We start from the raw sequence: 15,314 nt of genomic DNA, 5'->3' as shown, positions 1-15,314 counted from the left end.
GCAATCCAGAACCCCCCGCCCCGACCGGGCCGGATTCGTCATGCCCCGAGCAGCACCCGCAGCCCTGGCCCAGTGCTGCCCGGGGCCCCTCTTCCCCGAAAGGACACCCCATCCGTGAAAGCCCCTCTGGACCTGCGCCACGTGGCGAGCCTGGCCCTGCGGGACCTCATCGAACTCGCCCACCTCCCCGACTTCGACCGCGTCCAAGACCAGATCAGCCGAATCCGCGGTTGTACCCGGCCGGTTCAGCTCGTCGGCTCGACCGAGACCCGCGACACGACGACGGACACCATCGTCCGCTCGTACAGCACCGCCGACGAACCCACCGGGCGCCTGCTGACCGCCTGCGGGAATCGCCGCTCCTCCCGCTGCCCGTCGTGCTCGCGCCTCTACGCAGCCGACACCTACCACCTGATCCGGGCCGGACTCTCCGGCGGCAAGAGCGTGCCAGAAACCGTCCGCACACACCCCCGCCTCTTCGTCACCCTGACCGCACCCTCGTTCGGGCCGGTCCACAATCGCCGCACCACCGAGGCGGGCGAGAACCTGGCCTGCCGCTGCGGCACCCGCCACCCCGCCGACGACCCCGCCTTGGGCACCCCGCTGTCCCCGTCCACCTACGACTACACCGGCGCCGTGCTCTGGAACGCCCACGCCGGAGCCCTCTGGGCACGCTTCACCACCTACCTCCGCCGCGAACTGGCCGCCCACCTCGGCATGACCCAGAAAGCGCTGAACGCGGCGCTGCGGGTCTCCTTCGCGAAGGTCGCCGAGTACCAGCGGCGCGGCCTGGTCCACTTCCACGCCGTGATCCGCCTCGACGGCCCCGAGGGCAGCAACGAGCCCCCGCCCCCGTGGGCCACCGCCGACGCCCTCACCCACGCGGTCACCAAGGCGGCCGAACGCGCCGTGCTCACGGTCACCTCCAACGCCATCGGCGAACGCCAACTCACCTGGGGCGATCAGCTCGACATCCGCGAGATCGCCGCCCTGGGCGACGGCGAACTAACTGATCAGAAGGTGGCCGCCTACGTCGCGAAGTACGCCACCAAGAGCGCTGAGGACTCCGGCACGGTAGACCGCTCCCTGCGCTGCTCCCACTGCGCCGGGCGCGGCTACCGGCGCGGTCCTGACGGCTTCCGGGACCTGTGCGACGAGTGCGAGGGCACCGGCCAGTCCGAACCCATCGCGGACCTGCCCGTGCACAGCCACGTCCGCCAGATGATCCGCACCGCCTGGAACCTCGGCCACCTGCCCGAGTTCGCCGAACTCAAGCTCTGGAAGTGGGCCCACATGCTCGGCTTCCGAGGCCACTTCTCCAGCAAATCCCGCCGCTACTCCACCACCCTCAGCGCACTCCGCGACACCCGCCGCACCTGGCGCACCGAACAAGCACGCACCGCAGAGAACCGGCCCGAGCTGGACGAGGAAACCACCCTCGTCATCTCCCACTGGCACTACCTGGCCTCCGGCTACAGCCCCGGCGAAGAACTCCTCGCCGCCCAGGTACGCCACGACAACGCCCAAACCCGCGACCACGCCAACCGCCGCAAGACAGAAGGAGACCCGTGGCTGTGACCCCGGGCCTGCTCAACGTGGACCAGGTCGCCGCCCGGCTCCAGGTGAGCCGCTGGACGGTCTACAACCTCATCCGCTCGCGCGAACTGGCCTCCCTGACCATCGGCCGCTGCCGACGCATCACCGAATCCGCCCTGCACGACTACATCACCCGCCAGACCGAAGGAGAGGCCGCCTGATGGCGAAGAGGAACGCGAACGGCGAAGGCTCGATCTGGCAGCGGAAGGACGGCCGGTGGGTCGGCTCGGCCTTCGTCCTCACCGCCGATGGGACGTACAAGCGGCGGGATGTCTACGGCAAGTCATGGGATGACGTCCACGACAAACTGACTCGTCTCAAGGCGGACTCTCAGAAGGGCGTCCCTGTCGTCACGAGCAAGCTGAGCCTGGGCGAGTTCCTGACGTACTGGCTGGCCAATGTCGCACGCCTCAAGGTCCGTCCGGCCACGTACGCGGCCTATGAAACGCTCGTGCGGATCTACCTCACTCCGGGCCTCGGGAAGAAGAAGCTGGCGCGGCTCACCGCACGGGATATCCGGACCTTCCTCGCCACCACGGCGCGGACGTGCCGGTGCTGCGCTCAGGGGAAGGACAAGGCTCGGCCGGAGCGGAAACGCCGCTGCTGCGCGCTGGGCAAGTGCTGCGAGTCGTACCCGTCCGATCGGACGGTGCGGTTCCTGCTGGTGCTGCTGCGCGCCGCACTGGCGCACGCCGTGCGCGAAGACGAGTTGCCGCGCAACGTGGCCAAGAACGTCGAGCTGGGCATGGGTACGAAGCGCGAGATAGAGCCGCTGACGGTGCAGGAGGGACGTCAGCTCCTGGCGACGGCACGCGGAAACCGGCTCTGGGCGGCGTACGAGCTGGCCGTACGGATCGGCCTGCGGCGCGGGGAAGTTCTCGGGCTCCGGTGGAAGGACGTGGACCTGGCGGACGGCACGGTCACCATCCGCCAGACGCTCCAGCGCGTTGGCGGGGAACTGCTGATCGCGGCCCCGAAGACTCAGCGCTCGGCCCGGCGGGTGGCGCTGCCTGCCGAGTGCGTGACGGCGCTCCGGGCTCGCCGAGCCCAACAACGGGGAGACCGGCTTGCGGCGGGGAAAAAGTGGAAGGACAACGGCAGCGATCTTGTCTTCACCACGAAGAACGGTACGCCTATCGAGCCGCGCAACCTGAACCGGGCCTTCACCCTCCTGTGCGACAAGGCTGGGGTACGGCGCGTCCGCTTCCATGACCTCCGGCACACCTGCGCGTCCCTCCTCCACGAGCAGGGAGCCGACGCACGGATGATCATGGAAGTCCTCGGTCACAGCTCGATCCGCGTGACCATGGACATCTACACCTTCGTCCGGCTGGACTCCCAGCGCTCCGCCTTCGATCGCGTCGGCGATGCCCTGCGTGACAGCAACGAGGATGACGGCGGGGAGGGATTGGGCGGAGTCCCGGCAGCGGTCTGAGAGAGGCGCACGGCGGTTGCTGTCACCGTTGCTGTCATCGCATACACCAGAGGCCCCTTCCGATGATCGGAAGGGGCCTCTGAGCTGGTGCGCGCTCGGCAGGATTCGAACCTGCAACCTCTTGATCCGTAGTCAAGTGCTCTATCCGTTAAGCTACGAGCGCTTGGCTTCCCGGCGGTTTTTCTTGCCGGTCGGCGTCGCGGGGACAACATTACATGACCTGCGCCGTCAGGCGAAATCCGTTTCCCTCACCCGCGCTGACCTGCGAAAAGTCCATTTTCGAGGGCTCGCGGAGTCGCCCTTGCGAGACCTCCGGGAGCTCGCCTTCGCGTCGCCAGGTGCTTGAGGAGTGACGGCGGTCGCTACGGAAAGCCATGGGAGGGTCACTTTGTGTTGCACCCCGCCAGCGGTGCGGTTGCGTGATCACCCGCGGGGGTCCGGGAACGACACAGGGGGCCCGCGCCATAGGCACGGGCCCCCTGTCGGAGAGCGGAGGCTGAGGGATTTGAACCCTCGATGGGCTTTAAGGCCCAAACCGCATTAGCAGTGCGGCGCCATAGACCAGACTAGGCGAAGCCTCCAACACACCGGCTTCACTCGCGCGAGCGCGAGGTGGTGTGTGCAGATGATGTCACAGCCCAGTGGGATGTCACCAATCGCGGACTACGGTACTCGGCGGGCGGGGCCCATCGCAAAGCCCTAATAGGGGGCGAGGGAAGCTCGGCCCGTACGGCGGAGCGCACTCCTTACGGCCGAGCGCGGCCCTTACGGCGAGCACGGCCCCTTACGGCGGAGCAACGCGCGCGGCGGCGGCGCGTTAGACGGGGCGGGGGCAGCGCGCCCCCGACTGATCACACCAGGAGTGCCTCCATGCCCCTGCTGCACCGCCTCGCCGTCACCGCCGCACTGACGACCGCCGCCACCGCGGGCGCGCTGGCCCCCGCCGCGGCCACGCCGCTGCCGCTGCCCCTGCCGTTCGACGGGGAGAGCTCCGACCGGCTTGTGATCACCGTGAGTGAGACCGGTGAGGCCGACGACGCCGCGACCTTTCTGCTGAGCTGCCACCCGACCGGCGGTACGCACCCCCGGGCGCGGGCCGCGTGTGGGCAGCTGGACTCGCAGACCGTGTGGGGCCGGGATCCGTTCGCGCCGGTGTCGCCCGACGCGATGTGCACCGGGCAGTACGGCGGGCCGGCCACGGCTCGGGTGACGGGCCACTGGGCGGGGCGTCCCGTCAACGCCTGGTTCAACCGCACCAACGGGTGTGAAATCGCCCGATGGAATCGGTTCTCCGTCGTTTTGCGCACGCCTGGGAGCTGACCTGGGGATTGGGCCGGGAGTGAGAGGAGAAGAGCCCGGTGAAGTTTGTCCGGGCGTGCGTCGAGACGCGTACGTCGCGCTGCGACCTCCCTCTCATCCGCCGTCGCGTCCGGCGCTGGTGCCCGTAGACTCCCCTAGAGACACTCCGCAGATGGGACGGCAGAATGACCGCGGGTGTCAGCAAGGTGCGGTAGTCAGGGAGGAAGCGTCGTCGTGAGCAGCAGGCCATCCCGAGGCGCTGCTCGCCTCGCGGCGATACTCGACGCCCTCCCGGACGCGCTGTTGCTGGTCAACTGCAACGGCACGATCGTCAACGCCAACCACCACGCGCTGGAGTCCTTCGAGGCTCCGGGCACCGCCCTGGTCGGCCGTGGTCTGCTCGATCTGCTCCCCTCCTTCGATCCCAATCGCATTCCCGGGTCGATGCGGCGCCCCGACGAGGCACAGGGGGACGGCAGCAAGCCGACCCGGATGATGGCCCGGCGCACCGACGGGGCGCAGTTCCCCGTCGAGGTGACCAGCGCGAATCTGGAGGACGGGCGGACTCCGTACGCCGATCAGTACAGCTACACCGGCGATGAGCTGCTGATGCTCATCGTGCGCGACCTGACCGGGACGCTCGACACCGAGGCCGAACTCGCCCGTCAGCAGCGCCAGACCGAGATGATCCTGCGCGCGGCGGCGGAGGGCGTGGTCGGCGTGGACACCGAGGGCAAGGTGGTCCTCGTCAACCCGTCCGCCGCGCAGATCCTCGGCTACCGGGCCAGCGACATGGGCGGTCAGGAGCTTCACTCTCTTGTACACCACTCGCGCCCGGACGGTTCCCCCTTCCCGTACGAGGAATCGCCCCTCGCCGACACCCTGCGCTCCGGCCGCAAGCACCGGGTGCGCGGCCAGGTGCTGTGGGCGAAGGACGGAAGCCAGGTCCCGGTCGATCTGACCACCGCGCCCGTCCGCGACGGTGACCAACTCGTGGGCGCCGTGCTGACCTTCACCGACCGGCGGGCCGAGAAGGCCATGGCGGCCAAGCACGCCGAGGAGGTCGAGAGCCTCACCTTCCGGCACACGGAGAAGGTGGAGAGCCTCACCACCCAGCACACCGAGGAGCTGGAGGGGCTCACCGCCCAGCACACGAAGGCCCTGGAGGAGCTGCGGGCGCAGCTCGCCGAGGAGCGCGCGCGGTACGCGGCACAGCTGGAGTCCGTCACCGCCCGGAACGGCCAGCTGCTCGCCGTGCTGGACCAGTCCCTGCGCGGACCGCTGCTGCAGCTGCGCCGTGAGCTCGGTGTGCTCGCCGACGACCCGGCCGGGCAGCTGTGGCCCGAGGCCAACCAGATCCTGCACCACCTCGCCGCCGGCTACACCCGGATGACCACGCTCGTCGACAACGTCCTGAGCTATCAGCGGCTCGACTCGAGCGGCGAGGAGCTGGCCCGCCGTACGGTCTCGATGGACGAGGTCGTATCGGCCGCTGTCGAGGGCGCGGTCGAGCTGATCGGGCCGGGGCGCGCGCAGTTCGCCGTGCACGCCCCGCCGATCGACGCCGAGGTGGACGCGGAGCGGCTGGCCCAGGCGCTCGCCCATCTGATCGCGGACGTGGCCGGGGTCGACTCCACCGGCAACGCCGCCTCGGGCGTCGCGGCGAGCGACTCGACGATCGTGGTCGCGGCGGCGCAGCGCGGCGATGTCGTACGGATCGAGGTCCGCGGACCGTACGCGGGCGGCGACCCGGTGCACGAGCCGATCGTGCGCGGGATCGTGCGCCTGCACGGGGGCGTGCTCCAGACCCACGAGATGCCGGGCATGGGCGGGCACGCCTATGTCCTGGAGGTGCCGATCTCGGCGGCGGCCGCCGCCGAGCAGGAGCGCATGGACGGCGCCGCCGCCGGACCGGGCGACGGTACGCAGGGGCAGGGCGCCTCGGGCACGGGTGCGGGTACCGGCGCGGGTACGGGTGCGGGTACGAGCACCGCGGGCGGCAACGCCTCCGGCCAGACCCCGACCGGACGCCGCGCCCGGCGCGGAGCGGCCCCCAGCGACACGCCGGGCGACACCAGCGGCGGCGGCACACAGGGGAACGGCACTCAGGGCGGCGGCACTCAGGGCGGTACGCCTCCGCCCAACCTCCGTAAGGCCGACCCGCGTACGGCCGGTCCCCGTACGGTCGACCCGCGCACCGCCGCTCAGCAGGGCGCCCCGGGCGCGCCCGCCGCGCTGCCCGCGGTCGTCGGCGAGAACGCCGGTCCCCAGCAGCAGAACGCGGCCGAGTCCGCGAACCCGCCGCGGCCCACCGGACGGCGCAGGGCGCGTCCCCACCCCGACGAGGACCCGGCGGCGGCCGCGGCCGCGAACCCCGGCCAGAACGCCGAGGTAGCCGCGACCGGCAGCCATCGCCACGCTCGCGGCGGCGCACCGGAAGCGGCCGGTCCGCAGCCGACGGGCCCCGCCGCCATGGGCGTTGTGCCGCCTCAGGGCATTCCGGCCCAGCAGCAGCCCCAGGGCCGACGGGCCCGGCGCGGCGCCCCGGCGCAGGAGCAGGGCGGCCCTCAGGCCGCCGGTGCCCCCGCCCCCGCGCAGGGTGCGGGCGGCCGACCTGCCCTCGCCCTGCCCGCGGCCCCCTCCGACACGCCCCAGCAGCCCGCCCAGCCGGCCGCGTCGGGCATGCCCGCGCTGCCCGCCGCCCGCACCCCCGAGGAACAGCAGCCCAACTGGGGCCAGGACACCAGCGGCGGCCAGCCACAGGAGGTCCCGCCCACCGGACGGCGCCGCGCCCGGCGGCCGCTGGCCGAGGAGCAGCCGGAGGCGCCCCAGGCCCAGGGCCAGGGTGGCCAGCAACCCGCGGAGACCAGCGGGCGCCCGCCGGCCCAGCAGCCGGCGCAGCCCCCTGCGCAGTGGCCCGACGCGCCCGCGCAGCCCCGTCCGCAGCCGCTGCCCGCCGAGGCCCCGCCGAACGCCGACACCACCCAGGGGCGCGCGATCAGCGTGCGCACCCTGGGCCAAGGGGTGCCGTTCGCCCAGCAGGTGGGGGAGCAGCCCCAGGGCCGGCCCGCACAAGGCCAGCCGCAGGGACGCCCGCCGCAGGGTCAGCCGCAGACGCCCTCCGGAGGCACCAGCACGGGGGGCGGCAGGCGGCGCAAGCTGGCCGCCCGTCCCGAGATGACGGACCAGGGCACCTCGGCCGAACTGCAGCCGGCCGGCGACCGGGCGCATCCGCACACCGGCCCGCAGCCGCACCCCGGGCAGCCCACGCACGGCGGCCGGCAGCCCCACACCGGACCGCAGCCGCACCCCGGTCCGCAGCCGCACCCCGGTCCGCAGACCGGCGCCCAGCCCCGCCCCCAGCCCGGGCCGGGGGCGCAGCCGCAGCGTGCGGTGGGCCCGTCGCAGGGCTCCGGCCGTACGTTCGCCATCGGCGCGCCGGACGAGGGCGCCGAGGGACCGGAGCCGCTGGACGGGCCCAACGGCGCCGTCGAGATCGTCGACGACCGCACCCCGCCGCCCGACGCCGAACTGCCGCCGGAGCCGCTGGACAACCCGCGCCGCCTCCTGGTGTGGCCCGCGCCGGACATGTCCACCCAGCAGGCGCTGAGCGACCGCGGCTACCGTCCGGTGATCGTGAACTCCCGTGAGGAGGTGGACGCGCAGATCGCCGCGTACCCGGCGGCGCTGTTCGTGGACCCGCTGACCGGGCCGATCACCCGGACCGCACTGCAGTCGCTGCGTACGGCGGCGGTCGCCGCCGAGGTGCCGGTGCTGGTGACCGCGGGGCTCGGCCAGGCGACGCGGGAGGCGGCGTACGGCGCCGACCCGGCCGTCCTGCTCAAGGCGCTCGCCCCGCGCGACAGCGAGCAGCATCCGTCGCGCGTGCTGCTGATCGAGGAGCACGAGCCGATCGCGATGGCGCTGACGGCGACGCTCGAGCGGCGCGGGATGCAGGTCGCCCGCGCGGCGACGGACGCGGACGCGGTCTCGCTCGCGGCCCAGATGCGGCCGAACCTGGTGGTGATGGACCTGATGCAGGTACGCCGCCGCCGGGCCGGGATCGTCGACTGGCTGCGCGGTAACGGACTGCTCAACCGCACCCCGCTGGTCGTCTACACCTCCGCGGACATCGATCCGGCGAATCTGTCCCGGCTGGCCTCGGGCGAGACGGTGCTGTTCCTCGCGGAGCGCTCGACGAGCGCGGAAGTGCAGTCGCGGATCGTGGACCTGCTGGCCAAGATCGGCACCAACTGACGCCCGCGGCCCGCGCCGGTTACGTACGGCCGCCGTAAGGAGGCCGCCGTAAGGAGACACCCGCCTCCTTACAGCGGCCGCATTGCCCACGGGGTCCCCTTAAGGTGGCCACGTTGCCGACGCGCCCCCGGTCCCCGGCGTTCCTCAGCCCAGCGTGGTCACATCCAGGTCCCCATCCGCGTACTGCTTTCGGATGACCTTCTTGTCGAACTTCCCCACACTCGTCTTCGGCACCGCCGGAATCACCGCCCAGTGCTCCGGCAGCTGCCAGCGCGCGACCCGTTCGGCGAGGAAGGCCCGCAGGCCCTCGTAGCCGATCGTGGCGCCGTCCGTCAGGACCACCGTGGCCAGCGGCCGCTCGCCCCACTTCTCGTCCGGCACGGCCACCACCGCCGCCTCGGCGACCTCCGGGTGGCCCATCAGCTGGTTCTCCAGCTCGACCGAGGAGATCCACTCACCGCCGGACTTGATGACGTCCTTGGCCCGGTCCGTCAGCGTCAGATAGCAGTCGGGGCTGATGGTGCCGACGTCGCCGGTCTTCAGCCAGCCGTCCTCGGTGAACTTGTCCTCGGGACGGAACGGCTCGCCGTCCGCCCCTCCGTAGTACGCGCCCGCGATCCACGGACCGCGCACCTCCAGCTCACCCGGCGTCTTCCCGTCCCACGGCACGAGTTCGCCGTCCGCAGAGGTCAACCGGCACTCGACGGACGACGGGAAGCGGCCCTGCGTCAGCCGGTACGGCCAGGCGTCCTCCGCCGGGAGACCGCCCGGCGGATGGGCCACGGAGCCGAGCGGCGAGGTCTCCGTCATGCCCCACGCGTGGACGACGTGGATGCCGTGGCGCTCCCCGTACGCCTTCATCAGGGAGGGCGGGCAGGCCGCGCCGCCGATGAAGACGTTCTGCAGACAGCTCACCTCGCGCGGCCTCGCGTCGAGTTCGGCGAGCAGCCCCTGCCAGACGGTGGGGACGGCGGCGGCGAGGGTAGGACGCTCGCGTTCGATCATCTCGGCGAGCGGCTCGGGCTGGAGGAAGCGGTCGGGCATGAGCATCGAGGCGCCCGCCATGAAGGCGGCGTGCGGGGTGCCCCACGCGTTGGCGTGGAACATGGGCACCACCGGCAGCAGGATGTCGCCCCCGGACATCCCGAACGACTCGGCGCTGTTGACCTGCATCGAGTGCAGATAGATGGAGCGGTGGCTGTAGGCCACGCCCTTGGGGTGCCCGGTCGTACCTGAGGTGTAGCAGAGGGCCGCGGCCTGGCGCTCGTCGATCTCCGGCCAGGCGTAGCGCTGCGGCCGCCCCTCGATCAGCTCCTCGTACTCATGGACCCGGGCGGCACAGCCGTCCAGGACGGAACGGTCGCCGGGGCCCGCGACCACGATGTGCTTCACGGTGGTGAGGGTGGGGAGGAGCGGGGCGAGCAGCGGCAGTACGGAGCCGTTGACGATGATCACGCGGTCGGCGGCGTGGTTCACGATCCAGCCGAGCTGATCGGCGGGCAGCCGGAGGTTGAGGGTGTGCAGTACGGCGCCCATGGAGGGGACCGCGAGATACGCCTCCAGATGCTCGCCGTTGTTCCACATCAAGGTGGCCACGGCCTGCCCCGGCTCGACCCCGAGCTCATCGCGCAGCGCGTTCGCCAACTGGGTCGACCGCACCCCCACCTCGTGGAAGCTGCGTCGCTGGGGCTCGCCCTCTCCGGTCCAGGTGGTCACATGGGCCGTGCGGCCGTGCACGAGGGTCCCGTGCACGAGGATGCGGGTCACGGTCAGCGGTACGTCCTGCATCGTGCTGAGCACCGGGGCCTCCAGGGTTCCGGTTACGCGCGGGTAGAGGTTCCGCCGATTCTGCAGCCGACCACCTGGTATGTCACTACCCCCCGGACCCCGTCGGTCCCCCTGCTGTTTCCCCTGCCGTTTCGCCGGTCAGCCCCCGTGCAACCGCGTGCGCCGCCATCGCGTCGATCAGGCGATCATGCCGCGTGGCCGAGTTCCGGATCCTCGCGGAGCTTGCCGAGGGCGCGCGAGACCGCGCTCTTGACGGTGCCGACGGACACCCCGAGCACCTCCGCCGTCTGCGCCTCGCTCAGGTCCTCGTAATACCTGAGGACGACCATCGCCCGCTGACGGTCCGGCAGCCGCAGTACGGCCCGCCACAGCGCGTCGCGGAGCACCTGCCGTTCGGCGGGGTCCGGCGCGGGCACCGTCTCGGGCTCGGGCAGCTCCTCGCAGACGAATTCGTCGATCTTGCGCTTGCGCCACTGCGAGGTCCGGGTGTTGACCAGGGCGCGCCGCACATAGCCGTCCAGCGCGTTGTGGTCCTCGATGCGCTCCCACGCCAGGTACGTCTTGGTCAGCGCGGTCTGCAGCAGATCCTCGGCGTCGCACGCGTTGGAGGTCAGCGAGCGGGCGGTGCGCAGCAGCACAGGCCCCCGCGCCCGTACGTACGAGGTGAACGACGGGAACGCGGCGGCGGATACGCCTGTGCACACGGTCGTGGTCATGGCTCAACGCTAGGAGCGAGCAGGTCGGAGCGGATCGGCCATAAGTGCCGAAGGGCAATCAGCCTCAGGTTGTACGGGTGGTGCCGGCACCACCTCCTGCGGGGGGAGGGGGCGGTCGGACGGTCAGGGTTCTTCCCGAGGGCGCCCCACGTTCTTCCCGAGGGCGGCCCACGCTCTTCCCGAGGGCGACCCACGTTCTTCCCGAGGGCGGCCCGCGGGCGCTCACTTGATGATCGCGACCGGTGCGTCCACCTTGTTGCGGTCGATGCGCAGCGTCCGGCCGCCGTGCGTCACATCGATGTTGCCCCGGTACTGGTGGATGCGGCGGTGCGGATTCCACGCGCTCTTGGCCAGCGTCGACTCCCCGTACAGCGACGGCTTCCCGTTCCACCGCGCGAACCACATCACGGAGGGCAGGTCGTGGACCCCGGCCCGGCGGGCCTGCTCCATATGGCGCACCCCGGACTCGGCGCTGCTGTAGAAGCCGGGGAAGAAGCCGCGCGAGCGGACCTCGCGGTTCCAGCCGCGGATGAAGGAGAGCGTCTTGGCCGCGCAACTGGTCCGCTTCAGGTCGTACGCCTCCATGTCGAGGTAGAGCGCGCTGCGCTTCTTCAGGGAGAGCGCCTTGGCGCGCGCCACCGCGTCCTTGCCCTCCGCCTGCCCCTGGGAGAACGGCTTGCTGCCGATGGGCACGTGCTTCTTGTTGGTGTTGCGGACACAAGGAGACTGGGAGCCGACGAAGATGGGCAGCACCTGCCACTTCATGCTCTTGACGCCGCGCATCCAGGAGACGGTGAGGTTGGGCTGGCTGGCGCAGGCCCGGCCGCGGCCCGCGTAGTAGACGCCGAGAGCGCGGTAGCGGGAGCTGTTCCACGCGCGCAGGGTGGCGAGGGACGGCGCATGGCAGGTGTCGAAGGCCCAGCCCTTGAAGACCTTGGCGCCCAGCGGGCGGGGGTCGGGCAGGACCTCCGCCGAGGCGGCGGGGGTGGCACCGGCGATCGCGGTGGCGAGCGCCGCGGCCAGACCGGTGGCCCAGCCCGTGATCTGCCATCTGCTCTGCTTACTTCGGGTCATATGACGAGTGAAGGTGGACCTCGGCGGCCCGATACCGCCGACACGCGCGCGAGTCAGCCGTCTGCGCCGAGGAGAAGCCCGGATGTCGGTACCCCGGTGCCCGCGGTGACCAGGGTGCGGGCGGCCCCCGGCACCTGGTTGACGGAGCTGCCGCGGATCTGGCGGACGGCCTCGGCGATCCCGTTCATCCCGTGCAGATACGCCTCACCGAGCTGACCGCCGTGCGTATTGAGCGGCAGCGCGTCCTCGGCGACGAATCCGGCCGCCTCGCCGCGCCCGCATAAGCCGAACTCCTCCAGCTGCATCAGCACGAACGGCGTGAAGTGGTCGTAGAGGATGGCCACGTCGATGTCGGCCGGGGTCAGCCCGCTGCCCCGCCACAGCTGACCGGCGACCACCCCCATCTCGGGGAGCCCCGTCAGATCGTCGCGGTAGAAGCTCGTCATCTGCTCCTGGCCGCGGCCCGCGCCCTGCGCCGCAGCCGTGATCACGGCGGGCGGTCGCGGCAGGTCACGCGCCCGCTCCACGCTGGTCACCACGATCGCCTGGCCGCCATCCGTCTCCTGACAGCAGTCGAGCAGCCGCAGCGGCTCGACGATCCAGCGGGAGGCGGCGTGCTCGGCGAGGGTGATCGGCTTGCCGTGGAAGTACGCGGCCGGGTTGGTGGCCGCGTGGCGCCGGTCAGTGACGGCCACATGGCCGAAAACCTCCGGTGTCAGCCCATAGGCGTAGAGATAGCGCTGGGCGGCCATGGCGACCCACGAGGCCGGGGTCAGCAGCCCGAACGGCAGCGACCAGCCGAGCGCGGCACCCTCGGCGGACGGCTCGCGGTGCTGTACGCCGGAGCCGAAGCGGCGCCCGGAGCGCTCGTTGAACGCGCGGTAGCAGACCACGACCTCGGCGACACCGGTCGCGACGGCGAGCGCGGCCTGCTGCACGGTGGCGCAGGCCGCGCCGCCGCCGTAGTGCACGCGCGAGAAGAAGGTGAGATCGCCGATGCCGCACGCCTGCGCCACGGTGATCTCGGGGCTGGTGTCCATCGTGAAGGTGACGAGCCCGTCCACGTCGGCCGGGGTGAGCCCGGCGTCGTCCAGTGCCGCCTGGACGGCCTCGACGGCCAGCTTCAGCTCGCTGCGGCCCGAGTCCTTGGAGAACTCGGTGGCGCCGATGCCGACGATGGCGGCCCGGCCGCCCAGGGTGTCCGGCTTGCGGGCGCTCATCGCGGGGTGTCCGGGGTGGTGGTGGGGGCGGTCCTCGGGGCGTCGCCGGTTCCCGGGGCGTCGCTGGGGAGCTGCACCGTGACCGTGCCGGTCACATGGTGGCCGATGCCGTTCTTACCGATGACGGCGACCTCCGCCATGCCCTCCGCGACCGAGGTGACCTGGCCGGTCAGCACCATCTCGTCGCCGGGGTAGTTGGGCGCCCCGAGCCGGATCGCGACCTTACGGAGCCGGGCCGGCGGCCCGAAGTGATCGGTGATGTACCGGCCGACCAGCCCATTGGTGGTGAGGATGTTCATGAAGATGTCCGGGGAGCCCTTCTCCTCGGCCGCCTCGGCGTCGTGGTGCACATCCTGGTAGTCCCGGGACGCGAGGGCACCGGCGACGATCAGGGTCCGGGTGATCGGGATGCGCAGTGGGGGCAGCTCATCGCCCGTACGCACCGTCATACGATCGCCTCCTCGCGTCATCCGTTACGCCTCCGCGCACCGGAACACCGGCAGCTCCAGCTCCTCGTCCACGCGCAGGAACTCCAGCTCGACGGGCATGCCGATGCGCACCTTGTCGTAGGGCACCCCGGTGATGTCGCTGACCATCCGCACGCCCTCCGCGAGCTCGATCAGGGCGACCGCGTAGGGCGGGTCGAAGGCGGGGAAGGGCGGATGGTGCATGACCACATAGCTGAACACCGTGCCGGCGCCGGACGCCTCAAACGCCTCCCACCGCTGGGAGCCGCACGCCCCGCACCCCGGCAGCCACGGGAAGCGCGGGGTGGCACAGTCCAGGCAGCGCTGGATGAGCAGCTGATGCCGGGCGACACCCTCCCAGAAACCGGCGTTGTCGCGGTTGATGACGGGGCGAGGACGGCGGGGACGGTCGGCCGTCGGCTCCGGCTTTCGCGTCGGCTCCGGCTCCGGCTTCGCCGCTTTCTCGGGCCGCGCGGGTGCGTACTTGAGGATGCGGAAGCGGTGGGTGCCGACCAGCTCCCCGTCCCCGGCGCGGACGTTCATCCGGGTGGTGACGAAGTACCCGGTGCCCAGCTTCGTGGTCTTGCGTGCCGACACCGACTCGATGACCGCGTCGAAGGTGACCCGGTCGCCGGGGCGCAGCGGCCGCAGGTACTCCTGCTCGCAGTCGGTGGCCACCACCGAGGTGCAGCCCACGTCGTCGAGCAGCGCCAGCAGCTCGTCATACGCCTCGGATCGGGCCGAACCGCCGGGGTGCCCGGCCAGCCCGCCCATCGTCCACGCCTGGAGCATCGTGGGCGGTGCGGTGGCCGGATAGGCGGGGTTGGTGTCGCCCATCGCCTCGCACCAGTGCCTGATCATGGGCTCGTTGACGGGGTCCCTGCCCGCGCCGCCGCTCGCGGCCGTCCGCCCCTCGTACGCCTTCAGCCGTCCGTACAGCTCTTCCGGGTCAACGTCCAGGTCATCACGCGTCATCGCTTCCCCTGCCGCATGTCTGCCGTAGAAAGCAATCTGACTATCCGTCAGATAAATCGACGCTGTCAAGAACGAACGCCGAAGCGCCGGCATCATGCACGATCGCGCGATGGCGTTGACACGCCACCGCGCGACCGTACGACCTCACCCGTCCCGTTTCGCTCAATGAATCACCACAGCTCACTCAGATCGTTCGGACATCGCGCTGTTTCCGCGTTCCCTGCGTTCCGTGCGTTTCCCGCGTTTCCCTTACGGGTGCTCGCGGACGCCCGCGATGGCGGCGACCTGCCCCCGTGCGAGCGGGTCAGACCCCAGGAGCCGCACCCCGCCCTGGACGCGGAGAACGGTGGCTCGGCGAAGGTGCGACCGGGGCCCGTCCGGATGTCCGCCATCTCGATTCCTCCGATCCTCCGACTCCCGCGACCCCCGATGCCCGGAAAGGGCCGCGGAAGCAGAGTTGCCCACCGATTCCCGGACGATGCGCGCG

The 15,314-nt window shown here is 71.5% G+C and carries 11 protein-coding genes and 2 tRNA genes; 5 read left to right on the top strand and 8 right to left on the bottom strand.

Annotated features, from left to right (window positions below; translation table 11 throughout):
- Positions 1-114: 114 nt before the first annotated feature.
- The 3 genes from GWI24_RS06885 to xerC are packed head-to-tail and all read left to right on the top strand — an operon-like array spanning position 115 to position 3,031.
- Positions 115-1,578, top strand: coding sequence for a replication initiator (locus tag GWI24_RS06885; protein WP_210945007.1), 1,464 nt, complete (start codon positions 115-117; stop codon positions 1,576-1,578).
- Complete coding sequence (locus GWI24_RS06880) at positions 1,569-1,757, top strand: helix-turn-helix domain-containing protein (protein WP_374103277.1); 189 nt, start codon at positions 1,569-1,571, stop codon at positions 1,755-1,757. The genes GWI24_RS06885 and GWI24_RS06880 overlap by 10 nt, the downstream gene beginning before the upstream one ends.
- Positions 1,757-3,031, top strand: coding sequence for a tyrosine recombinase XerC (xerC, locus tag GWI24_RS06875; RefSeq protein ID WP_210945006.1), 1,275 nt, complete (start codon positions 1,757-1,759; stop codon positions 3,029-3,031). The genes GWI24_RS06880 and xerC overlap by 1 nt, the downstream gene beginning before the upstream one ends.
- A 90-nt stretch (positions 3,032-3,121) precedes the next feature.
- Here xerC and GWI24_RS06870 read toward each other — a convergent pair.
- Both GWI24_RS06870 and GWI24_RS06865 read right to left on the bottom strand, forming a co-directional pair.
- A tRNA-Arg gene (locus GWI24_RS06870) sits at positions 3,122-3,194 on the bottom strand.
- A 327-nt stretch (positions 3,195-3,521) separates the two neighbouring features.
- Positions 3,522-3,612 (bottom strand) — tRNA-Ser (locus GWI24_RS06865).
- 289 nt (positions 3,613-3,901) lie between these two features.
- Between GWI24_RS06865 and GWI24_RS06860 the strand changes: the two genes are divergently transcribed.
- Together GWI24_RS06860 and GWI24_RS06855 are read left to right on the top strand one after the other, a co-directional pair.
- Positions 3,902-4,351 (top strand): SSI family serine proteinase inhibitor, encoded by a 450-nt coding sequence (locus GWI24_RS06860; protein ID WP_210945005.1) that lies wholly within the window; start codon positions 3,902-3,904, stop codon positions 4,349-4,351.
- 213 nt (positions 4,352-4,564) lie between these two features.
- Positions 4,565-8,587, top strand: coding sequence for a PAS domain-containing protein (locus GWI24_RS06855; RefSeq protein WP_210945004.1), 4,023 nt, complete (start codon positions 4,565-4,567; stop codon positions 8,585-8,587).
- Positions 8,588-8,731: 144 nt separating this feature from the next.
- Here GWI24_RS06855 and GWI24_RS06850 read toward each other — a convergent pair whose 3' ends face one another.
- From GWI24_RS06850 to GWI24_RS06825, 6 genes are all read right to left on the bottom strand, one after another.
- Positions 8,732-10,387 carry a long-chain fatty acid--CoA ligase gene (locus GWI24_RS06850; protein WP_210945003.1) on the bottom strand — a complete coding sequence of 552 codons (1,656 nt, stop codon included), beginning with the start codon at positions 10,385-10,387 and terminating at the stop codon, positions 8,732-8,734.
- Positions 10,388-10,560: 173 nt separating this feature from the next.
- Positions 10,561-11,091, bottom strand: coding sequence for a SigE family RNA polymerase sigma factor (locus tag GWI24_RS06845; protein WP_210945002.1), 531 nt, complete (start codon positions 11,089-11,091; stop codon positions 10,561-10,563).
- A 222-nt stretch (positions 11,092-11,313) separates the two neighbouring features.
- Positions 11,314-12,165 carry a DUF1906 domain-containing protein gene (locus GWI24_RS06840; RefSeq protein ID WP_210945001.1) on the bottom strand — a complete coding sequence of 284 codons (852 nt, stop codon included), beginning with the start codon at positions 12,163-12,165 and terminating at the stop codon, positions 11,314-11,316.
- A 53-nt stretch (positions 12,166-12,218) separates the two neighbouring features.
- On the bottom strand, positions 12,219-13,385 hold the full coding sequence (locus tag GWI24_RS06835; RefSeq protein ID WP_210945000.1) for a lipid-transfer protein: 1,167 nt from the start codon (positions 13,383-13,385) through the stop codon (positions 12,219-12,221).
- Positions 13,382-13,834, bottom strand: a complete 453-nt coding sequence (locus GWI24_RS06830; protein WP_210944999.1) for a MaoC family dehydratase — start codon at positions 13,832-13,834, stop codon at positions 13,382-13,384. The genes GWI24_RS06835 and GWI24_RS06830 overlap by 4 nt, the downstream gene beginning before the upstream one ends.
- Positions 13,835-13,858: 24 nt before the next feature.
- Positions 13,859-14,827, bottom strand: coding sequence for a bifunctional MaoC family dehydratase N-terminal/OB-fold nucleic acid binding domain-containing protein (locus GWI24_RS06825; protein ID WP_210944998.1), 969 nt, complete (start codon positions 14,825-14,827; stop codon positions 13,859-13,861).
- Positions 14,828-15,314 lie beyond the last annotated feature (487 nt).

Origin of the sequence: Streptomyces sp. MK37H, from assembly GCF_018035285.1 — a bacterium.
Classification (GTDB): domain Bacteria; phylum Actinomycetota; class Actinomycetes; order Streptomycetales; family Streptomycetaceae; genus Streptomyces; species Streptomyces endocoffeicus.
This window is presented reverse-complemented; position numbering and strand designations above follow the sequence as displayed.